The organism is Erythrobacter sp. (assembly GCF_040217515.1).
In the GTDB taxonomy this organism is placed as follows: Bacteria; Pseudomonadota; Alphaproteobacteria; order Sphingomonadales; family Sphingomonadaceae; genus Erythrobacter.
Map to the genome: position 1 here is coordinate 165,334 of NZ_JAVJPT010000005.1, position 21,416 is coordinate 186,749.

Below are 21,416 nucleotides of genomic sequence, written 5' to 3' on the forward strand. Positions count from 1 at the left end.
ACGAATTGGGTCGACGCAGATGTGACCGGATGCGGCCGGGATGTGAAGGGTAGGAATCGAAAAAGGGCGACCCCTTGCGGGGCCGCCCTTGATCTTGGCATTCATAGTATTGCGCGGTCAGCCTTCGACATGCTCGGCCAGCACCGTCAGGCCGTTCTCGCCGACTTCGGCAAAGCCGCCGCGCACTTGAATCGTCTCGGGCGCTGCGCCGTCGCTCTTGTAGACCTGCACCGCGCCGTCGCGGATCGTCGACATGAAGGGCGCGTGGCCTTCCAGCACGCCGAATTCGCCTTCCGCGCCCGGGACGACGACCATGTGGACGTCTTCGGAGCGGACCAGCTTGGCCGGGGTGACGAGTTCGAAGTGGAGGGCCATGATGCTTACGCTTCCTCGGCCAGCTTGGCGGCCTTTTCGACCGCCTGATCGATCCCGCCGACCATGTAGAAGGCGGCTTCGGGCAGGTGGTCGTATTCGCCTTCGACGACCGCCTTGAAGCTCTTCACCGTGTCCTCGAGCTGGACGAAGACGCCGGGAATGTTGGTGAAGACCTCGGCCACGTGGAAGGGCTGCGAAAGGAAGCGCTGGATCTTGCGCGCGCGGGCGACGGTCAGCTTGTCCTCTTCCGACAGCTCATCCATCCCGAGAATGGCGATGATGTCCTGCAAGCTCTTGTACTTCTGCAGCGTTTCCTGAACCTTGCGCGCGACCTCGTAGTGCTCCTGGCCGACGACGCGCGGTTCGAGCACGCGGCTGGTGGAATCGAGCGGGTCGACCGCCGGGTAGATGCCGAGCTCCGAAATCGCGCGGCTCAGCGTGGTGGTCGCGTCAAGGTGCGCGAAGGAGGTTGCCGGAGCAGGGTCGGTAAGGTCGTCCGCCGGCACGTAGATCGCCTGCACCGAAGTGATCGAGCCCTTGGTGGTCGAGGTGATGCGTTCCTGCAGGTTGCCCATATCGGTCGCCAGCGTCGGCTGGTAACCCACCGCTGAGGGGATGCGGCCGAGCAGCGCCGACACTTCCGAACCCGCTTGGGTGAAGCGGAAGATGTTGTCGACGAAGAACAGCACGTCCTGGCCTTCCTGGTCGCGGAAATATTCGGCCATGGTGAGGCCCGAAAGCGCCACGCGGGCACGCGCGCCCGGAGGCTCGTTCATCTGCCCGAAGACGAGCGCCACCTTCGATCCTTCGCTGGTAGCGTTGCCATCGGCATCCTTGGCAATGACGCCTGCGTCGAGGAATTCGTGGTAGAGATCGTTCCCCTCACGGGTGCGTTCGCCGACGCCTGCAAAAACTGACACGCCGCCGTGACCCTTGGCGATGTTGTTGATGAGTTCCTGGATCAGCACGGTCTTGCCGACGCCCGCACCGCCGAACAGGCCGATCTTGCCGCCCTTCGCATAGGGGGCGAGCAGGTCGATGACCTTGATGCCGGTGACGAGAATGCTCGCATCGGTCGACTGGTCGATGAACTCCGGCGCTTCGGCGTGGATCGGGGCAGTCTGGTCGGCACCGATCGGGCCGCGTTCGTCGATCGCTTCGCCGACGACATTCATGATGCGCCCGAGCGTCTTGGGGCCGACCGGAACGCTGATCTGCCGCCCGGTGTTGACCACTTCCTGGCCCCGGACCAGCCCATCCGTGCCGTCCATCGCAATTGTACGCACGGTGTTTTCGCCAAGGTGCTGCGCGACTTCGAGGACAAGCGTGGTCTCGCCGTTCTTCGTTTCGAGCGCGGTCAGGATCGAGGGCAGTTCGCCTTCGAACTGGACGTCGACGACGGCGCCGATGACCTGGGCGATGGTGCCGTTCGTGGTCTGGTTCAATGCGGGTGCGGTTGCCATTTTCTCTGTTTCCTGTGGGATGGTTACTGCACGGGGCAGTCTTCAGGGATGTCGATGAGGGTGTAAGTGTCGCCGTCGGCGGCGATGAATGCCTCGCGCATCGTCTCTGGCGTGTCGCCGTCGAGGGAATAGACGCAGGTGAACTCGCTTGCAGCCTCGCTCGCGGTGCAGGTAGCGTCGATTACGTCCTGCTCGAAATTGCACTGAGCGAGCGCAACCTGCACTTCGGCAAGCCCGGGGACGTTTTCATCGGCCTCGAGCTCTGCCCCCTCGGCGATACCTTCTGGCTCGGCCGGTTCTTCCTCCAGCAGGGGAGGCGTGGTCGGCTCGGCGGCGACCTCCTCGAGCTTGTCCGGATCGACCGGGTCGCCGCAGGCGGCGAGGGCAAGGGGCAGGGCTAGGGCAAAAAAGACGGTCTTGCGCATTACAGGGCCTCCGCGCCGGCAATGATCTCAATCAACTCGGTGGTGATCGCGGCCTGGCGACTGCGATTGTATTCGATATTGAGATCCTTGATGAGCTCGCCCGCATTGCGGGTCGCATTGTCCATCGCTGTCATCGAGGCGCCTTGTTCCGAGGCCTCGCGTTCGAGCAGCGCGCCGAAGAGTTGTGTCTTGACGTAGCGGGGCAGCAATTCCTCGAGAATCTCCTCCTCGCCCGGCTCGTATTCGACCATGGCCTCGTTCGTGTTCGCGCTGTCGGGCGAGGGGACCGGGATGAGCTGGTTCACGGTCGGATCCTGCACCAGCGCCGACTTGAACGTCGGATAGATCAGGTGCGCTATGTCGAACTTGCCTGCCTCGAACATCTCGATCAGCTCGGCTGCGACCGCGTCGGCTTCCTCGAAACCGGGGGTTTTGACCTCGCTCGTGTCGTAGCCGCCGCCGATTTCGCTTGCGAAATCGCGCTTGAGCGGCGCGCGGCCCTTCTTTCCGACGAGGTAGAATTCGATCTGCTTGCCCTGTGCCAGCAATTCGCGCGCCTTGGCCTTGGCCGCCTTGACGAGATTGGCGTTGAGACCGCCGCAAAGACCCTTGTCCGTGTTGACGACCACGATCAGGTTGCGCTTGTCCGAGCCGGTCCCGGCGAGCAGTTTCGGCGCGTTGTCGCCCGAAACGCGTCCGGCAAGACTCGCCATGACACCGGCGAGCCGTTCGGCATAGGGCCGTGCGGCCTCGGCCGCACTCTGGGCACGTCGAAGCTTGGCCGCCGCGACCATCTGCTTGGCCTTGGTGATCTTCTGGGTCGACTTGACCGAGTTGATCCGGCCTTTGAGTTCCTTGAGGCTGGCCACGCGCGCGCTCCCTTACGCGAACTGCTTGGCGAAGGCGTCGAGCGCGGCCACGACCTTGGCCTTGGTGTCGTCCTCGAACTTCTGGGTGGTGCGGATTTCCTCCAGCACGTCGCCGTGTTCGGAGCGCATGAAGGCGAGCATCTGCTCTTCGTAATCGGTCACGCGATCGACGGGCACATTGTCGAGATAGCCGTTGGTCCCGGCATAGATCGACACGGTCTGCTCCTCGAACGGCATCGGCGAGAACTGCGGCTGCTTGAGCAGCTCGGTCAGGCGCGCACCGCGATTGAGCAGCTTTTGCGTTGCGGCATCGAGGTCCGAGCCGAACTGCGCAAAGGCCGCCATTTCGCGGTACTGGGCAAGGTCGAGCTTCATCGAACCGGACACCTTCTTCATCGCCTTGGTCTGCGCCGCACCGCCCACGCGCGACACCGAAAGGCCGACGTTAATCGCCGGGCGGACGCCCTGGTAGAACAAGTCGGTCTCGAGGAAGATCTGCCCGTCGGTGATCGAAATCACGTTGGTCGGGATGTAGGCCGATACGTCGCCGGCCTGGGTTTCAATGATGGGAAGCGCCGTGAGCGAGCCGGAACCGTTGTCCGCGTTCATCTTCGCCGCGCGTTCGAGCAGGCGTGAGTGGAGGTAGAACACGTCGCCCGGATAGGCTTCGCGGCCCGGAGGACGGCGCAGCAGGAGCGACATCTGGCGGTAGGCTACGGCCTGCTTGGAAAGGTCGTCATAGACGATCACGGCGTGCATGCCGTTGTCGCGGAAATATTCGCCCATCGCGCAGCCGGTATAGGGCGCGAGATACTGGAGCGGGGCGGGCTCCGAAGCGGTCGCGGCAACGACGATGGAATATTCCATCGCGCCGTTCTCCTCGAGCTGCTTGACGATCTGCGCGACGGTCGAACGCTTCTGGCCGACAGCGACATAGACGCAATAGAGCTTCTTGCCCTCGTCATCGCCTGCATTGACGCCCTTCTGGTTGATGAAGGTGTCGTTCGCGACCGCGGTCTTGCCGGTCTGGCGGTCGCCGATGATCAGTTCGCGCTGGCCGCGGCCCACGGGAACGAGCGCGTCGATCGCCTTGAGGCCCGACTGCACTGGCTCGGAGACGGATTCGCGCGGAATGATGCCCGGTGCCTTGACTTCGACGCGGCGGCGTTCGGCGGCTTCGATCGGGCCCTTGCCGTCGATCGGGTTGCCCAGCGCATCGACCACGCGGCCGAGCAGGCCCTTACCCACCGGCACGTCGACGATGGTGCCGGTCCGCTTGACGGTGTCGCCTTCCTTGATCGTGCTGTCCGAACCGAAGATCACGACCCCGACATTGTCGGCTTCGAGATTGAGCGCCATGCCCTGGATACCGGCCGCGCCGTCCTTGCCGACGAATTCGACCATCTCGCCGGCCTGCACCTTGTCGAGGCCGTGGATGCGGGCGATCCCGTCACCCACGCTGAGCACGGAGCCGACTTCGCTGACTTCGGCCTCGGTGCCGAAATTGGCGATCTGGTCCTTGATGACCTTGGAGATTTCTGCGGCGCGGATTTCCATGTTGCGTATTCCTTTGAGCCTTCGATGGCTGTCTGGTCAGGCCTTCATGGCCTGCGAAAGCGAGTTGAGACGGGTGCGGATCGAGGCGTCGATGCGCTGCGAGCCGATCGTGACGACGAGGCCGCCGAGAAGGTCCGGGTTGACATCGGCGGTGAGCATGACCGTGCGGCCCTCGCGCGCGGTCAGCTTGTCCTTGAGCCGGGCGAGCTGTTCGTCCGACAGCGGATGCGCGCTCGTGACGCTCGCGCTGACCTCGCCGCGCTGGGCCGCAGCGATAGCCTTGAACGCGGCGATCATGTCGGACAGTTTCGAAAGGCGGCGATTTTCGGCCAGCACGCCGAGGAAATTCGTCGTCAGCGGCGAGAGGCCGAGATGGCCCGCCACGCCCGAGATCGCCTGCCCCTGAGCCCCGCGCGAGAGTTGCGGATTGCTCGTAACCGCGCGCAATTCGGGCGATTCGGCGAGCGCCTGTCGCAGCGTTTCGAGATCCGTCTCGACAGCCGTGACGGTCCCGTTCTCGCTTGCAAGGTCGAATAGGGCAGCGGCGTAACGCCCCGCTAGGCTGGCCTGTATACCGGCGGAAATATCCACGCGCGAAAGATCCTCTTGGAGGTCCGAGAAAACGATGCTGCGCCAAGCGCGAAAAGCGGGCCCGTCAGACCCCTGCCGCAAGGCTGGCGCGCGCCTAGCACCGGGGGGGGGATGTTGCAAGCATGGGGCAGCGATTCTCTGGACGCCGCCCGCAAGGCACGGCAAGCTGCCCTTGGCGGCCGGGCGAGCCGCGAGGGAGAGAAACGATGCACATGAAACCCATGGCCCTGCATTGCGGGATCGAAATCGGAGATGTCGCGCTCGCTTCGTGCAGCGACGCGCAATTGCAGGCGATCAAGCAGGCGATCTACGAACGCGGCGTGGCCGTGTTCCGCGACCAGGATTTCACGCCGCGCGATCATATCGCCTTCGCAAAGAGGTGGGACGGGATCGACGTCAATGCCTATTTCCCTCTCGACCCGGCCTTTCCGGAAATCGCCCTGGTGAAGAAGGCGCCGGACCAACGGACGAATATCGGCGGAGCGTGGCACACCGACCATTCCTATGACCCTGTCCCGGCGATGGGCTCGATCCTCGTCGCGCGCGAACTGCCCCCGACAGGCGGGGACACGCTCTTCGCGCATATGGGGGCGGCCTATGATGCCCTGTCCGACGACTTGAAAGCCCGGATCGAAGGGCTCGAGGCATTCCACACCGCCGACCATGTCTACAGCCAAGGCGGGGTCTATGCCGGAACCGACCAGGCCGGCGAGCTGCGCGGCCAGGATGTGACCACCGGTGCGGTCCACCCGGTCGTGATCCGCCACCCGCAGACAGGGCGCAAGCTGCTTTACGTCAACGCCGCTTTCACGTTGCATTTCGTCGGCCAATCCCGGGAGGAAAGCCTGCCATTGCTGATGGAACTCACGAGCGCTGCGCTTGCCGCGGACAACCAGTGCCGGCTCGAATGGGAGGCCGGCACGGTGGCGATCTGGGACAACCGCACGACCTGGCACAATGCGATGAACGACTATCACGGCCATGCCCGCGAAATGCACCGCATCACGCTGACCGGGGAAACGCTGGCGGCGTAAGGGCAACTGGCCTGCGGCCGGGCGTTGGGCGGATTTGTGCCTTTCTGTGCGATCGATCCTTCCGCCGGAGCCTTGCGCGGCGAACACGCGGGAGGCCGGACAGGTTAAGCGTTCGAGGGTAAGGTCACTCGTCACCCGTCGTTCGCAGGACCGTCGGCGCCCTTCGGGCTGCACGAATAGATTAGCCGCTCGTTCGGGCGGTCGGGCAGGAGCGCGGTGACCGCCGATTGCTGCTCGGCGACGATGCGCGCGGCATTGGTGAGGCCACAGGCGGGCGGGTCGTAGGCATCGCGCACCCGCCGCGCGTCTTCCATCGCCTCGCGCCCGAGCAGGTAGCGATCGCTGCGGAAGGTGCGGCTCTCGGGATCGTAGATATTGACCGCGACCGCTTCCTCCTGATCGGGCACGAAGACCCGAGTCCATTCGCCGTCCATCAGGCCGTACTGGGTGCGCCCGTTGACGCAGCCATCGCCCGCCCAGTCGAATTGCACGTCGTCGGTCCGCGCGGTCACGATACGGCTGCGGTCGGGCACGAGCGAGCAAATCAGCGTGCCGTCGCGCGCCGAACTGGCGGGAGGTCCTTCGCCTGCTTCGGCGGAGGGATCGCGCACATCCGTCATTGCCGCTGCGACACGGTCCTCGACCTCGGCGAAGCCGGGCCGGGTGAGCCATGCCAGCATCGCGCCGATCAGCGCCGCCCCGGCGATCCCGGCGGCGGCAATCGCGGGGTTCTGGCTGCTGTCGCTGTCCAGCGCCCTGCGCCGCAACTGAGCCGCCATGAAGCCCGCGCCCCCGCCCAGCAAGAGCAGCAATGCGGCGATCGCCATGGCGTTCTCGCGCTCCTCGCTCACGTCCAGCAACGCCTCGATGCGGGCGTTCTCGCGGGCGTCGCGCAGTTCCTGTTCGCGCGCCCGCAGTTTTGCCTGCGCCTCGGCCCGCTGCGCATCGAAGCGCGCGCGCTCGGCCGCGTTCAATTCATCGATCGAGCGGCAGGGCAGGGCATTGACCCGCGGTTCGACCTCGTTCGCGCGCAGGAAGGGCAGCAATTCGCGCAAGGAAACCGCGAAATAGAATTCCGCATCCGACCCGTTCGAATCCGCCCCGAAGGAATTGACTCCCAACACACGCCCGCATCCATCCAGCAGCGGACCGCCCGAATTGCCGCGCGCGATCGGCGCGGTGTGGAGGATCGTGTCGAACTGCCGGCTCGGTCGCTCGCCCGACAGGAATCCGCGGCTCTTGACCGGCGGCTGGGCGCGGAAAATGTCCCCCAATTCGAGCCCCTGGGCAAGATCGACATTCATCGGATAGCCCACCGCCGATACCTCGGCCATGCCGCGTTGCGCCTCGCCCGAAAAGGTCAGCGGCGGAAGGCGCAGCGACCCGTTGACGATCTCGACCAGCGCAAGGTCGTTCCGCGGAGAGACCGCCACGGCGCGGCCATAGGCCCCATCATCGCCTTCGCTCGGGACGATCCCGATGCGCAAGCTATCGTCCTGCAGCGCCTCGCGGATGACATGGGCATTGGTGACGATCATGTTCGGCGTGACCGCAAAGCCGCTGCCATGGGTGACAGGGACGAGTTCCTCCCCGTCGCGCGCGATGAGCACCACGCGCACGACGCCTCGCGCGGCCGCATCGATATCGCCCGGATCGGCGCGCGCCGATCCGGGCAGCAGCGACGCTGCGAGCAGCAGCATGGCGAGCGCGCTGGCGAAACGCACCCGAGCGCCGCCGAGAGCGGCCGCAGCGGGGGAGGGGGGCATCGTCATCGGCAGCGTGATTGGGCCATATCGCGGCCCCGTTCAATCCCGCAATCGGGATGAGCGCGGGATTAACCTTGCGCTGCCCACGTGCGGGCGACACTCCGGTTCAACAGCCTCCAAATTCGACCATCTCGATGGTTTCGCTGCGTGCGTCCAGCGTCAGCGTAGCCCGCCCGGGGGTAAATCCATAGGCCGGGTTGTCGCTCATCATCGGTCCGGAGGGACGGAAGGCGAAAGCGATGCCCTGCGCCGCCCAGCGCCGCTCGCCCGCGCTTGCGAGGACGCGTTCGCGTCCGTCGATCACCAGCTTGAGCGAAGGGTTCATGGCGCCCGGCGCATCGATGAGGGTCGCCACCAGCGACTTCGGATTGCTGCGGGTAAAGCCGAACATCGCGCGCACATCGGCCACCAGCCCGCGACTTGCAGGGGCGAGATAGAAATGGCCGAAGCATTGCGCCGCGCCCCACGCTTCGCCTCGGACGGCGGAGAGTCGGGAGGCGATGGCGTTCGTGGAGGTCATCGCGGAGGCGGTAGCGGCCGTGGCGGCAGGCGGCGGGGCCCGCTTCCCGGTCTTGCGGCAATCGAGCCCCGCGCGGCTTTCTGTGCAGAACCATTCCGTCCACCCGCCGAGCCCGTCATACGCGCGCACGCTCGCCGCATTGTCGCTGCGCCGAGCGGTGCCGAGCGTGTCCGGTCCTTCCGGGCGCACGCCAACGAAATCGACCCCGCTCGCCTCGATCAGACGCTTGCCCGTCCGGCGCGTGCGCGCATCGACCGCATTGAGGACGAGGAAGCAGGCGCTCGTGCAGCCTTCGACGTCGTTCGGGACGACAAGATAGAGCATCGAACCGAGCAGGCGGGCATTGGCGACATCGCGATTGGCGGCATTGGCAAAGCCCGAAAGGCGCTGCCGCCCGAGTAGCGCCCGATTCTTGGAAACGGGGTTGAAATCGGCACGCCAGAACCCGTCGCCGAGAGGCTGCGGCGCGGATTGCGGGATTGCGCGCGTGGCCGGGCCGACCTTGCGGAACGCCCATTCCTCCCCGGTACGGACATAGCGCTTCTGGTAGACCATGCGATCGGCCGCCAGCGAGACGATGGGAAGGTCCCCGAACGCGCCGCTGTTCATCTCGCGGGTGCGGATGAAGGCACCATGGGGCGCGTCCTCGGCGGAGAGGCGAAGGACCTGCGCGAAGCGGCCATCGCCGTTCGTGCTGGAATGGACGACAAGGTCGCCCTCGGCGAGGAAATCATAGCGGTGCCGCCGCGCGTCGTCGGAGGCCGGTTCGACATATTCCCAGGCCGTGTCACGCAGCGCCGCGATCATCCGCTCGATATCGGCCAGGCTGCGCTTGCCCGGCTGCGACAGCCCAGCCGACGCTGCGGATGGCGCGGGGGCTGCGGACGGCGGCGGCGGGGTCGAGCGCGCCGGGTCGCTCGCGGCCGGTCCGAGAGGCATTCCGGGCCGCATGTTCTGCGGAACGCCCGGCAGCGGGTTGCCGGGAGTGATGCCCAAGCCCGCCATGGTGGCATCGGCGATGCACTGCGCCTTGACCTGCCAGAAGCGCCCGTATTGCGCCTCGCCGACCGGCTCCGAACGGCCGTCATCCCTGAACAGCGAAGCGAGTTCTTCATCCTTCAGCCCCGCCGCGCGGCCCTTGCTGAGCGTGCAGGGGCACGAATCGGGCGCGGTAACCTCGTTGGCGCGGCAGGCCGCCTCGAGCGCGGCATCGGCGCTTTCCTGGGAGGCAAGCGGGGCAGCGAGTAGCGCGGCGACGCCGCTCCCGGCAACGAAGAGAAGCGATTGCGCGTTCATCGGCGAATCCCATAAACGATCGGCTCGATCCGCCGACATGGGCGGTGTCCGGAACTAATGTGTCGGAATCATGAAGTCCGGGCAGTAGGGTGTCTCCGGCAAGGCGCACGCATGTCGCCTGTGACAAAGCATGCGGACAGGCGCGTCGATCCCCGCCCGGGGTCTTGACTGCCCGGCGGCTTTTCACGCGGACACGAACGGAGGCGATCATGACGGCAACGAACCTGCCGAGGGGCGGCCAAAGCAGCATCATTCGCTGGGCGGTGCTCGAGACCTCTCTCGCCGGGATGCTCGTCGCGGCGAACGACAAGGGGGTGTGCTGCCTGTCATTCGGGAAGGGCGAAGCGCACCTCGCCGCGCTCTTCCCCGAGGCGCGCCTGGTGCCGGCGGGTGAGGACACACGCCCCTTATTCGAAAACGTCATCGCTGCGGTCGAGCGGCCGGGATCGGCCGACGCCGCGATCCCGCTCGATATCGACGGGACGGCCTTCCAGACCCGTGTGTGGGAGGAGCTGCGCCGCATCCCGGCGGGCGAGACGCGCACCTATGGCGAACTTGCCGCCGCTATCGGCAAGCCGCAGGCGAGCCGCGCGGTGGGCGGGGCGAACGGGGCCAACCGGATCGCCGTGCTGATCCCGTGCCACCGGGTCGTCGCCGCCGACGGGTCGCTGGGCGGCTATGCCTATGGCACGGTGATCAAGGCGGAATTGCTGCGCCGTGAACGCGCCTTGTGAAGTGCACATGATGAGGCGCGCATTATGACGCGCACAGGATAAAGCGCGGGAAGGCTATCGCGGCCTTCCCGCGCCTAATATTTTCATTCGATCGTATTCAGCGCGGCATGTTTGTCTCGAGCCGCTTCATGTGGTCGAGGTGCCCCTCGATAATCGGTGAAACTTCGGTCGCGAAGCTGCGCAGGACCTGGCAATCGCCTTCGTCGCGGAAATTGTGCATCAGCCTGGTCGCCTCCTCGTGGGCCATGACCTGCTGCTTGAGGTAAGTCCGATCGAATTCGTCCGCCGGTGCTTCGCGCAGGTGGTCGAGCATTGTCTCGCGGCGCTTGTCGGGCTCGTTCGGGACTGCCGAGGGCTTGACCTTGGGGGATTGCCGGACCGCAGTCTCGAGCTTGGCCGAGCTGTCGGTGTGGTCGTCGATCATCTTCTGCGCCGCTTCGCGCACACTCGGGTTCTGCGTCCGGTCGAGCGCGATGCGGCTCGATTCGATCTCGTACATGTCGCTGATCGCAGCGCTCTGTGCGAATTGGTCGGCCTTGCTGGTGGTCGCGGCATCGGCCTGTCCCACCATCCCTCCGGCCGCATCGACGGCCTTGTTGAGCGTGTGCTTGACGCCGCCCGCTTCCTGCGTGTTCCTGCGGTCGGTTGCTTTATGGTCGGTCATGGGCGTCCTCTTCTTGGTATTTTCGTCTTGGGTTTCGTTCATGAAAGTCATCCGGGGGGACCGCGTTCCGGAAATCCCGGCACCCTTCGACGAGTTGTGATGAAGGATTGCCAAATCGTTGAAATATATAATTTTTGTTATCAAAATACGCATCGGCAACATCACGCGACACGGGCAGGCTCGCATTCGCTTTCCCACGCTTTCCACCACCGCCCCCAGCGCTCAACGAGCGCATCCGTCTCCTCGGCGAAAAGCCGCGTCCCCAGCGCATGGGCCCGCGCCGAGAGATCGGCGGCGCGTCGCTCGGCCATGCTCGCAAGAAGGGCGAGAGTGCGCTCGTCCCCGAAGGCATCGGGATCCTCGTCGAGCGCTTCGGCAAGCACATGGATGTCGTGATGGTCGCCCAGCAGGCCGGTCAGATGGTGCAACGTATCGGCACGCGGTGCCAGCGCCTGCTCGAAGGCGTGCTTCACCAGGCGGGTGTGATACCGGTGATATTTCGCCCGCTTGCGCCATTCGTGATGGGTGTCGCCGGTCGGCTCGTCGGTCGCCTTCGCCATGGCCTTGACCGCGCGGCCGTGGGTCTTGGCGATACCGGGTGCGATCGCCCCCCATCCGTCGCCCTCGATCCGCCAGTCGCTCGCCCGCTCGCGCGCGGCGCCCAGCCGTTCGCGCGCTTCCCCGCACAGCGCGGCCCAATCCGTACGCGCGAGCAAGGCCTTGCGACGGCGGGTCAGCTCGCGCCGCACGCCGGCAAAGGCCCCGCGTTCGACCTGCTCGTCGAAGGCGCCGAGCACGAGATCGTAGGTGTCCTGCATGACCTTCGCATCGCGCAGCTCCGCGAACAGGTGCGAGACATGGCGGAAGGCGGCATTTTCGTCCTTGTAGGGTTCGAAAGCGGGCCGCACGAGGCGAATGAGGCCGCGCAGTTTCTTGCAGCGCAGGCGCACCGCATGGACGATGTCCTCGCGCTGTTCGTCCGGGCGGTCCAGCTCGGCGAGCGCCGCGCCGATCTGGTAATCGGCGATGGCGCGCACCTGCCGCCCGATCCCGCCGGGCGCATCGAAACAATAGGTCATGGTGAACCGACGCATGGCCGAGCCGATGCGTTCCCGCAGGCCGCCCTATGCGGCGCGACGGGCGGTCAGTCGAGCTTGGGCGGGAAGCCGGGCTCGCACTTTTCCATCGCGCGGACATAGGCTTTGCGCGCGCCGATGCGTTTCAGGTAGGCCTTGAGGCTGGGCAGGTGGTCGATCGGCTGCTCACGGAACGCGCGGCTGGTGGTAAGCTGGAAGACCATCATGATGTCCGCCGTGGTGAGCCTCCTGCCGCCGAAATAGGCCGCGTCGCCCAGCCGCCGCTCGATCTGCTCCCACGCATTCGTCACGCGCTTCGCCAGTGGCGGGGGCATATCGGCGCCCACCGCACCGACGGCGATCTGCATCATGCCATTGGTCATGAACGTCGCGTTGGCGAAATGGAACCAGTACAGGTGATCGGCGAAATCCGGATCGTCGGGGCCGGGGACGAGATCGGTGTCCGGCGCATATTTGCCGACAATGTATTCGACGATCGCCCCGCTTTCGCCGAGCACGAGGTCGCCGTCCTCGATCACCGGCGCGATCTGCATCGGGTGGATCGCTTTCAATTCGCCGGGGGCGAGCCGTGTCTCGGGATCGCGGTCATACAGCTTGAGGTCGTAGTCGAGCCCCAGTTCCTCGCACAGCCAGACGATGCGTTCGGATTGCGAGATGCGCAGGTGATGGATGGTAAGAATGGTCTGTCTCCCCTTGGCCGCTTGTGGCCTGCCGATGCCTCCTAGGGCAGGGGCGGGCAGATCGAAACGAAAAAGCCTGGCAGGCATGCGCGGGCAAGGAGGAGGCAAGAAAAAGGGGGCCACCACCCCCCCTTCGCGTGCAGTCAATGGCTTTGCGGGCCTTCTCGCAGGGCCTCTTGCCTTGCGCGCCTTTGCGGTCCTCCCACCAGGGACCCGTCCACGCGCCGGCCGGTCAGGGCGCGGTCTTGAGCTCGCGCAGAGCCTCGGCTGCGGCCGAGAGCGCTTCGATCGCCCGGTCGATCTTCGCATCATCGCCCGAGGCGGCGGCCCGGGCGGCCCGGCTGGCGGCGTTTTCGGCCGAGGCGATCGGTGGGCGCGCGGCCTGTGAGGGCACATCCACCGTCTCAAGCGGTTCGGGCCGCGTTTGAGGCATGCTGCCCGGTGCGGTGTAGGTCGGCACGCCGTCCACGATCTGCGGCCTTTCCTCGCGCGCGGGTGCCGGAGCCGCGCGCTCCCAGCTCGGAGCCGGGAGACCGGCGAACGGATCGCGCTCGCGCATCGGGGGCACGAAGCGCGTCTGCGCGCGGCCCGTCGACAGGGCGCAGCTGCGCACCGCGCGATTGGTCACGAGCTTCGACAGGGTGGCGAGCTCTGCGTCGTCCGCGCGCTTGGCGAGGCGCATGAACGCGGTCGAATCCGCGCACAGTTCGCGCGTCGGCTGGACCTTGGAATGGTAGTTCGACAGACGCGTATTGTAGCTCTGGAATTCGGATTCGCCGCGCCTCGGGCCCAGTCTTTCGGCGAAATCGGCGCGCACACGCTTGCCGTGAAAGCTGAATTCGCCTTCGCGCCGGTCGAGTAGGTCGGTGTATTCGTGCAGGGTCGAGGGGCTGTCGAACCGGCATTTCAGCGCCGAGACCATCAGCATCACGCGCAGGTCGTGAATCCGGGCGGATTCGACCATGTCGTCGTCGAAGCATGGAAAGTCATAGGCATGGGCGGGCGCGGCGGTGGCGGCCAGCGCAGCGGCGGATAGCCCGGCGGCGAGCCGGGAGGACGGAAAAGCCACGATGATACTCCTACGTGGGTGGGGTGAAGGGTAGGAGCGCTCCGGGAGGATGATATATCACATTGCTTGCCGAACCGAAAGTGGTGTAAGTGAAATTCACATTGTGTTCAGATACTTGTCTTGAATCGTCAATCCGTGAACCCCGTCTGAATCCTCGCCTCTGTTCGGCGCGAAGATGGGGCGTTGCATCCCCTTTTCGCCGGGTGGGCGCGCGGCCGATGCTAATCTGCATCCATTCTGGATCCCGCGCGGCAAGGCCGGTGCGCGGCGGGATCCGCGTATCGAGCGCGAATCACCCCCCACGCCCTCATTCCTCGCGGGCCCAGCCCTTGCGGGCGGGCTGTAGCCCGTCGAGAAAGGCCTGGGCGCTGTCGAGATAGGCGCGCTGCTTTTCCTCGCCCATCCTGTCCCAGTTCGCGTAGATGCGCCCGACGCGGTGGTTGCTTTCAAGCCGGTCCCGGTGGCGGTCCATGAAATGCCAGTAGAGCGGGTTGAAGGGGCAGGCATCCTCGCCCGTCTTCTTGGACACCGAATAGCGGCATTGCTTGCAGTAATTTGACATCTTGTTGATGTAATTGCCGCTCGCGGCATAGGGCTTGGTCGCCAGCTTCCCGCCGTCGGCGTAGAGGATCATGCCCGACACGTTCGGCAGTTCGACCCATTGATAGGCATCGGCATAGACGACGAGATACCAGTCCTGCACTTCGCGCGGCTCGATCCCGGCGAGAAGGCAGAAATTGCCGAGCACCATGAGCCGCTGGATATGGTGGGCGTGCGCGTCCTCCCGGGTGGAACGGATGCAGTCGGCAAGACAGCGCATGTCGGTTTCGCCGGTCCAGAAGAATTCGGGCATGGCGCGCTGGGCGTTCAGCGCATTGTCGCTTTCGAGCCCGGGCATGAGCAGCCAGTAGAACCCGCGCACAAACTCGCGCCAGCCGATGATCTGGCGGATGAATCCCTCGACCGAATTGAGCGGGGCGCGGCCGTCCTCATAGGCCCGTTCGGCGCGGCGACACAGGTCTAGCGGATCGAGCAGCCCGCAATTGAGGCTGGTCGAGAGCATGGAATGGTAAAGGTCGTCCTGCCCGTGCACCATCGCGTCCTGGTAGGGGCCGAATTTCTCGATGCGCGCGGCGAAGAAGGCGTCGGCGGCCTGTTCCGCTTCGTCGGAAGTGACGGGCCAGCGAAAGGGTTCGAGATCGCCGAAATGGTCGGGGAATTGCTCGCCCACCAGATCGATCACCTCGCGCGTTATCGCGTCGGGTTCGAAATCGGGCACTTGCGGCGGGTCCATGCCCTTTTTCGGCGGCTTGCGGTTCTCGCTGTCGTAATTCCAGTCGCCGCCGACGGGCTTGCCATCCTCCGTCATCAGGATGTCGAGCCGCTTTCGCATCTCGCGGTAGAAATGCTCCATGGTCAGGTCCTTGCGCCCCTCGGCCCATTCGCGGAAATCGGCGATGGAGCAGACGAAGCGGTCATCGGGGAATAGCTCGACTGCGCAGGCGAATTTGTCCGGCCATTCCTCGATTTGCTGCTGGACGCGCCATTCGCCCGCCTCGGTGACATGGATTGCGCGCGGGGCATGGCGTTCGACGGCTCGGGCAACTTCCCCGGTGAAGCTGTGCGCATTGTCTGCATCGGTGAGCCTGACGTAATCGACCGTCCAGCCGGCCTCGCGCAGTTCGGCGGCGAAATGGCGCATGGCCGAGAAGATGAGAACGATCTTCTGCTTGTGATGCTTGACGTAGGTTGCCTCGTCCCAGACCTCCATCATGAGGATGACGGTGTCGTCCTTGGCCCGGCCGCGAAGGCTTGCGAGCGTGCGGGTTAGCTGGTCGCCGAGAATGGGCACGAGGATCGGATTTTCGCCTGGCATGGCCCGGCAACGCGCAGCGCGCCGCTTGGCTCCCGCGATCGGAGGAAAGGGCCGGCCCGCTTCAGTTCGCGTCCAGCGCGCGCTGCGCCGCGTCGCGGTAGTCGGGGGCGTTGAGCATCGAGGAAAGCAGGGTCCGCGCCGCATCCCTCTGCCCTGCACGCGACAGCGCGACCGCATAGGCGTAGCGAAACGCGCCGACCGACGGATTGGCGATGAAGGCCCGGCCGAGCAGGTCCACCGCATCGGCCGGCGGGGCTATACCCTGTTCGAGGAAGGACTGATAATGCAGCGCCGCCGCGAGCGGGTGGAGCTCGGCCTCGCGCGCGAGCGGTGCGAGCATGGCGCGCACCGCCTCGAAGCCTTCGTTCTCGTCGTCCTGCGCGGACCGGACAAGGCGCCCGAGCAGGATCTCCGCCTTTAGCATGCGCGCTGCGGGATGGTCGGGGTCGAGTTCGAGCGCCCGGTTCACCGCGCGCCACGCCTCGGCGTCGGGATGGGAATCGGCTACGACCAAGAGGGTTTCGCCATTGGGAAAGCCGAAGCCGCGAAAGACCGATCCGGGATTGCGGCTGTCGCGCACCCGCGCGAATTCGGTGGCGGCGTATTCGTACCATGTCGCCGCGCTTTCCCGGTGGCGTTCGGCCAGGCGGGCAAGCCGGCGCGCCGTGCGTTCGAGGTCGGTTTCGGCGAGCCTTTCCATCCGCGGGTGCACGAGGTCGATCTCGTCGCGGGTCATCGCCCGGATTACGATTCCGGCCTCCGTTCCGGGCGGGAGCGCGACTTGCCGCAGGGCCTTTGTCCGCTCCCTCGCGCGCGCATCAATGGCATCCGCAAGCGCTTCGAGATCGCCCAGTTCCGCCATCGCCGCCTCGGGCGAGCGCCCGGCAGTCCAGGAGGCCAGGTAGGCTTCGAGCCGGCCTGAAAAGGCGGGGTCGATCAGCAGCACCGTCGCGGTGGCACGGGCGAGCGCATTGGCCCGTGCGAAAGCACGCTGGCGATCGGGCCAGCTCTCCAGCAAAATCAATTCGGCGAGGTTTTTCGCGGAGGCGCGGGTCGGCTCACGTTGCAGAACATCGGGCGCGCCGAGAATGAAATGCTCGTCCTCGCCGCGATAGGCCGTCTTGAAAAAGGCGGGCACGCCGATCGCGACCCAGGGTGCGTGGCTGCGAAAATACGCATCGCCGATGAAGAGATGCGCCTGGCTGAAGAACAGCGGGTAATGGCGCACATGGCGCTCGCGCGATGGGTCGTCGAGCACATAGGCCGCTGCCATGTCGGGTTTCGCGCCAGAGATGCCCCCTATGCGCAGGGAAACGAGTTCACTGATCTTGCGGGCATCCTCCTCGAGCCAGATTCGCGCCTTGCGTTGCCGCTGGGTCTGGGTGGGGAGCAGGGTTTGCAGAAGGCGGTGAAAGTCTTCCATCAGGCGCACGATGTCGCGCAGGTTTTCGGGTCTCATCTGCGCATGGACGACGTAATTCTCGCTCTCGGCGCGATGCCAGTCGTCGGCGCGCGCGGGCGCGGCGAGGACAAGACAGGCAAGCAGCAGGGCAAGTATTCGCATAGGTTTTACGTAAGCCGGAAGCGCCGGCATTTTCAACGCCTAGACGAAGGAATAGGGGTCGATGTCGATGCCCACGCGCACGCCGGGGGCGAAATCGACCCGGGCAATCCATTCGCGCAGCGCCTTTTGCAGCCCCGCGCTGCGCTTCGCATTCACGAGGAAGCGGTAGCGATAGCGGCCCCGCAGCAGCGCGAGCGGGGCGGGGGCGGGGCCGAGGATCATGAGGTCGTCCATGTGCGGGCGCGCATCGCCCAGCCGGACCCCCGCCTCGCGCGCCTCGAGTTCGTCCTCGGATGACAGGATGATCGCTGCCCAGCGCCCGAAGGGCGGAGCGCCTGCATCGCGGCGGGCCTCGGTTTCGGCGGCGTAGAAGGCGGCGCGGTCGCCGTCCGCCAGCGCGGCGATGACGGGCGCGTCCTTGTGGCGGGTCTGGATCAGCACTTCGCCCGGCTTGCTGCCGCGCCCCGCGCGCCCGGCGACCTGCGCGACCTGCTGGTAGGTCCGCTCGGCCGCGCGCAGGTCGCCGCCTTCGAGGCCGAGGTCGGCATCGACCACACCGACAAGCGTGAGGTCGGGAAAGTGAAATCCCTTGGTGACGAGCTGCGTACCGACGATCACGTCGATCGCCTTCGCCTCGGCCTCGGCGATGAATTGCGCTGCGCGTTCGGGATTGCCGAGCGTGTCGGACGTCGCGACCGCCGCGCGGGCTTCGGGGAAGAGTTCGGCGACTTCGTCGGCGATCCGCTCCACGCCCGGTCCGCAGGCGACGAGGCAATCGCTCTCGCCGCATTCGGGGCAGGCTTCGGGAACCTGGGTCTCCAGCCCGCAATGGTGGCAGGCGAGGCGGGCGGAGAGGCGATGCTCGACCAGCCACGCGCTGCAATGGGGGCATTTGAAGCGGTGCCCGCAATTGCGGCACAGGGTGAGCGGGGCATAGCCGCGGCGATTGAGGAAGAGGAGCGACTGTTCGCCGCGCTCCAGCCGCGCCGCGAGGCCGTCCACCAAGGGCTGCGCCAGCCAGCGCCCGCGCGGCGGCTTTTCGCGCGTCAGGTCGAGGATGTGGATCGCCGGGAGTTCCGCTCCGCCGAACCGGCTTGGCAGTTCGAGGCGCTCGTAGACGCCGATTTCGGCCATGTGCAGGCTTTCGAGCGCAGGCGTGGCGCTGGCGAGCACCACCGGCAGCCCCTCGAAGCGCGCGCGCATCACCGACACGTCGCGGGCATTGTAGCGTACGCCGTCATCCTGCTTGAAACTGACCTCGTGCGCCTCGTCGACGACGATCAGGCCAAGGTCGGCATAGGGCAGGAACAGCGCCGAACGCGCGCCGACCACGACCTGCGCGCTACCCTGTGAAATCGCGCGCCATGCCCGGCGGCGCTCGGTCGATTTGAGCGAGGAATGCCACAGCACAGGTGCCGCGCCGAAGCGGTGTTCGAAACGGGCGAGGAAATTCTCGGTCAGCGCGATTTCGGGAAGCAGGACGAGCACCTGTCGCCCCATGCGCAGGGCCTCGGCGACGGGTTCGAAATAGGTCTCGGTCTTGCCCGAACCGGTCACCCCGTCGAGCAGAAAGGGCGCGTATTCGCGTGCGCGCACCGCTTCGACCAGCCGCCCGGCGACTTCGCTCTGGTCGGGGGTGAGGCTGGGCACGTCATGGTCGGGATCGGCGGGGGGGTAGGGGCGGTCGATCGCGACCTCGACCGGCTCGATCAGGCCAGCGCCGACCATGCCGCGCAGCACGCCTTCGGAGACCTCGGCTGTGCTTGCGAGTTCGCGGATCGTCCCCTGCTCGCCTGCCAGCATCTCGAGCGCCTGCTTCCTCTGCGCGGTCAGGCGCCCCTCAGGCTCGCCGCCTGCCAGCCGGTATTCAGTCGTCGTGGTCGGCCCGCCCAGCGCGCCGCCGCTGGAGAGCACCATGCGCGCGACGCTGGCGAGGGCGGCGCAATAATAGTCGGCGGTCCATTCGATGAGTCGGCGCAGCGGCTTCGACAAAGGTGGGACCGGCACGAGGCCGAGGATGGGTCGCAGCTTTTCCGCCGGGACTTCGCCTCCGGGCAGCCGGTCTTCATCCCACACGATCCCCGTCACCTTTCGCGGACCGAGCGGTGCGATCACGACGCTGCCCGGGCACGCCTCGATACCGTCCGGCACGGTGTAGTCGAGCGGGCCGAGCGCGGCGTTGAGGACGAGGAGACGGATGCGGGCCATGAGTTAAGCCGGTTATGGGGCGGGTGCGGGCCCTGCTGCAAGAAGTGCCCGCTCGAAATGCGCATTGCGGAAACCCGGCAAGGCCTCGTTCGGCGGGCAGGAGTGCGGAAGCCAAGGGATGCGAACCGGGCGGCAACGACGGGTGCGCCCTGCACGACCCCGGGCAGTCGCCGGCCGTGTCGCGACAGCCGGCGCAAGCTCGGGTCAACCTTTCTAGAAGCGCCAGTCGATGCTCGCCTGCGGCACATGGGCATAGCGTGCACGGCGCTCCGCACGCTCATCGTAGATCGCGAGATAGGCAATCCCGACCGTCAGCCGACGGCCCCTTCCTCGTTCGAAAACGACATGGTCCAGCGCGAGCCGCGCGCGCCACTGGTCGCGGTTCTGCGGCCCCCCGGGATCGCGCGTGCGCACGAGATGGAGCCATTCGCCGTCCACGCTCGCGCGGGTGCGGGCGGTAAAGGCATGGGCATAGCCAAGGCGCTGGCGAAAGCGCATTTCCATGCGCGGTGCGCCGTCGAGGAAACGTTGCTCGAGCCGGGTGCGCGCCGACAACCCCCCGCGCGCAAGGGTGATCTGCTGGTGCGGCCGAATCTCGGTTGCGCCGCCCGCCGCTTCCCAAATCCCGCCGCCGCCACCGATCACCACCCCTGCGGCGATTTCGCGCTCCATGGTCAGGCGGATCGTCCTTTCCTCGCCCCCGCGCGGATCCTCGCGCAACCGGATCGACCCGTCGAGCGTCGCGCCTGTCCGCGCGCCGAAATCGGTGCGCACCGACCCGATCACCCAAAGCTGCACGTTCTCGTCCGCAGCCCGCGCGATCGACGGTTGCCAAGCCGCGAAGAGGCAGGCAATCAGCGCGGGCAGGGTTATAAGGGTCCGGGTCATGGGCGCTGCCCCTTAAGCTGCGCGCGCGCAGTGCGCCATTATCTTCGTGTTGATCCGGCCCACATGTTCAAAGGATGCAGATCATGAAATTCTTCGTCGATACCGCCGAGATCGATGCCATTCGCGAGCTTGCCGAGACCGGCCTGCTGGACGGGGTGACGACCAATCCTTCGCTGATCGCCAAGTCGGGCCGCGACTTCATGGAAGTGACCAGGGAGATCTGCTCCATCGTCGACGGACCGGTCTCCGCCGAGGTCGTCGCGCTCGATCACGCGACGATGATGAAGGAGGCCGAAAAGCTCCGCAGGATTGCCGACAATGTGTGCATCAAGGTGCCGCTGACAGTGGATGGCCTCAAGACCTGCCGAAAGCTCACCGGCGACGGGACGATGGTGAATGTCACCCTGTGCTTTTCCGCGAACCAGGCGCTGCTCGCGGCGAAGGCGGGGGCGACCTTCATCTCGCCCTTCGTCGGGCGGCACGACGATAACGGCACGGACGGGATGGACCTGATCCGCGACATCCGCCTGATCTACGACAATTACGCCTTCGACACCGAGATCCTGGTGGCCAGCGTGCGCCACGTCACCCATGTCCTCGAAAGCGCGCGCATCGGCGCCGACGTGATGACCGCGCCGCCCAAGGTGATCTTCGCGCTGTTCGACCACGTGCTGACGGAAAAGGGGATTGAGGGTTTCCTCAAGGATTGGGAAAAGACCGGTCAGTCGATCCTTTAACGC

Annotated in this window: 19 protein-coding genes; 3 read left to right on the forward strand and 16 right to left on the reverse strand. The window is 66.0% G+C overall.

What is annotated here, in order from left to right:
- Window positions 1-117 precede the first annotated feature (117 nt).
- Genes RIB52_RS06735 through RIB52_RS06760 form a run of 6 tightly spaced genes read right to left on the reverse strand, consistent with a single transcriptional unit; the run spans window position 118 to window position 5,280 of the window.
- A complete protein-coding gene (locus RIB52_RS06735) occupies window positions 118-375 on the reverse strand; it encodes an ATP synthase F1 subunit epsilon (RefSeq protein WP_350174225.1) in 258 nt (85 codons plus the stop codon).
- 5 nt (window positions 376-380) lie between these two features.
- Window positions 381-1,838: a F0F1 ATP synthase subunit beta gene (gene atpD, locus RIB52_RS06740; RefSeq protein WP_350174227.1), complete on the reverse strand. Its 1,458-nt coding sequence runs from the start codon at window positions 1,836-1,838 to the stop codon at window positions 381-383.
- A 23-nt stretch (window positions 1,839-1,861) separates the two neighbouring features.
- Window positions 1,862-2,263 (reverse strand): hypothetical protein, encoded by a 402-nt coding sequence (locus tag RIB52_RS06745; protein WP_350174229.1) that lies wholly within the window; start codon window positions 2,261-2,263, stop codon window positions 1,862-1,864.
- A complete protein-coding gene (locus RIB52_RS06750; RefSeq protein ID WP_350174231.1) occupies window positions 2,263-3,132 on the reverse strand; it encodes a F0F1 ATP synthase subunit gamma in 870 nt (289 codons plus the stop codon). The genes RIB52_RS06745 and RIB52_RS06750 overlap by 1 nt, the downstream gene beginning before the upstream one ends.
- A gap of 12 nt (window positions 3,133-3,144) precedes the next feature.
- Complete coding sequence (gene atpA / locus RIB52_RS06755; RefSeq protein WP_350174233.1) at window positions 3,145-4,689, reverse strand: F0F1 ATP synthase subunit alpha; 1,545 nt, start codon at window positions 4,687-4,689, stop codon at window positions 3,145-3,147.
- A 36-nt stretch (window positions 4,690-4,725) separates the two neighbouring features.
- A complete protein-coding gene (locus RIB52_RS06760) occupies window positions 4,726-5,280 on the reverse strand; it encodes a F0F1 ATP synthase subunit delta (RefSeq protein WP_350174235.1) in 555 nt (184 codons plus the stop codon).
- Between the two features lie 212 nt (window positions 5,281-5,492).
- Here RIB52_RS06760 and RIB52_RS06765 point away from each other — a divergent pair, with 212 nt between their 5' ends.
- Window positions 5,493-6,314: a TauD/TfdA dioxygenase family protein gene (locus RIB52_RS06765; protein ID WP_350174237.1), complete on the forward strand. Its 822-nt coding sequence runs from the start codon at window positions 5,493-5,495 to the stop codon at window positions 6,312-6,314.
- Between the two features lie 131 nt (window positions 6,315-6,445).
- Here RIB52_RS06765 and RIB52_RS06770 read toward each other — a convergent pair whose 3' ends face one another.
- Window positions 6,446-8,086, reverse strand: a complete 1,641-nt coding sequence (locus RIB52_RS06770; protein WP_350174239.1) for a trypsin-like peptidase domain-containing protein — start codon at window positions 8,084-8,086, stop codon at window positions 6,446-6,448.
- 100 nt (window positions 8,087-8,186) lie between these two features.
- The gene (locus RIB52_RS06775) at window positions 8,187-9,896 is read right to left on the reverse strand and encodes a hypothetical protein (protein WP_350174241.1); all 1,710 of its coding nucleotides are present in this window, start codon (window positions 9,894-9,896) and stop codon (window positions 8,187-8,189) included.
- A gap of 209 nt (window positions 9,897-10,105) precedes the next feature.
- Here RIB52_RS06775 and RIB52_RS06780 point away from each other — a divergent pair, with 209 nt between their 5' ends.
- Window positions 10,106-10,630 carry a methylated-DNA--[protein]-cysteine S-methyltransferase gene (locus tag RIB52_RS06780; protein WP_502879488.1) on the forward strand — a complete coding sequence of 175 codons (525 nt, stop codon included), beginning with the start codon at window positions 10,106-10,108 and terminating at the stop codon, window positions 10,628-10,630.
- A gap of 97 nt (window positions 10,631-10,727) precedes the next feature.
- On the opposite strand, the gene RIB52_RS06785 is transcribed toward RIB52_RS06780, so the two are convergent.
- From RIB52_RS06785 to RIB52_RS06820, 8 genes are all read right to left on the reverse strand, one after another.
- Window positions 10,728-11,294, reverse strand: a complete 567-nt coding sequence (locus RIB52_RS06785) for a DUF4142 domain-containing protein (RefSeq protein WP_350174243.1) — start codon at window positions 11,292-11,294, stop codon at window positions 10,728-10,730.
- A 161-nt stretch (window positions 11,295-11,455) separates the two neighbouring features.
- Window positions 11,456-12,373, reverse strand: coding sequence for a CHAD domain-containing protein (locus tag RIB52_RS06790; RefSeq protein ID WP_350174245.1), 918 nt, complete (start codon window positions 12,371-12,373; stop codon window positions 11,456-11,458).
- Window positions 12,374-12,438: 65 nt separating this feature from the next.
- Entirely contained in the window at window positions 12,439-13,158 is a 720-nt protein-coding gene (locus RIB52_RS06795; protein WP_350174247.1) for a glutathione S-transferase family protein, read from the reverse strand.
- A 145-nt stretch (window positions 13,159-13,303) separates the two neighbouring features.
- Window positions 13,304-14,140, reverse strand: coding sequence for a hypothetical protein (locus tag RIB52_RS06800; RefSeq protein ID WP_350174249.1), 837 nt, complete (start codon window positions 14,138-14,140; stop codon window positions 13,304-13,306).
- A 307-nt stretch (window positions 14,141-14,447) separates the two neighbouring features.
- Window positions 14,448-16,016: a cryptochrome/photolyase family protein gene (locus RIB52_RS06805; RefSeq protein ID WP_350174251.1), complete on the reverse strand. Its 1,569-nt coding sequence runs from the start codon at window positions 16,014-16,016 to the stop codon at window positions 14,448-14,450.
- A gap of 61 nt (window positions 16,017-16,077) precedes the next feature.
- Window positions 16,078-17,580 carry a tetratricopeptide repeat protein gene (locus RIB52_RS06810; RefSeq protein WP_350174253.1) on the reverse strand — a complete coding sequence of 501 codons (1,503 nt, stop codon included), beginning with the start codon at window positions 17,578-17,580 and terminating at the stop codon, window positions 16,078-16,080.
- Window positions 17,581-17,619: 39 nt separating this feature from the next.
- Window positions 17,620-19,788, reverse strand: coding sequence for a primosomal protein N' (locus RIB52_RS06815; protein ID WP_350174255.1), 2,169 nt, complete (start codon window positions 19,786-19,788; stop codon window positions 17,620-17,622).
- A 213-nt stretch (window positions 19,789-20,001) separates the two neighbouring features.
- Complete coding sequence (locus tag RIB52_RS06820; RefSeq protein WP_350174257.1) at window positions 20,002-20,676, reverse strand: DUF2490 domain-containing protein; 675 nt, start codon at window positions 20,674-20,676, stop codon at window positions 20,002-20,004.
- An 83-nt stretch (window positions 20,677-20,759) separates the two neighbouring features.
- Between RIB52_RS06820 and fsa the strand changes: the two genes are divergently transcribed.
- The gene (gene fsa, locus RIB52_RS06825) at window positions 20,760-21,413 is read left to right on the forward strand and encodes a fructose-6-phosphate aldolase (RefSeq protein ID WP_350174259.1); all 654 of its coding nucleotides are present in this window, start codon (window positions 20,760-20,762) and stop codon (window positions 21,411-21,413) included.
- The last annotated feature ends 3 nt before the right edge of the window (window positions 21,414-21,416 follow it).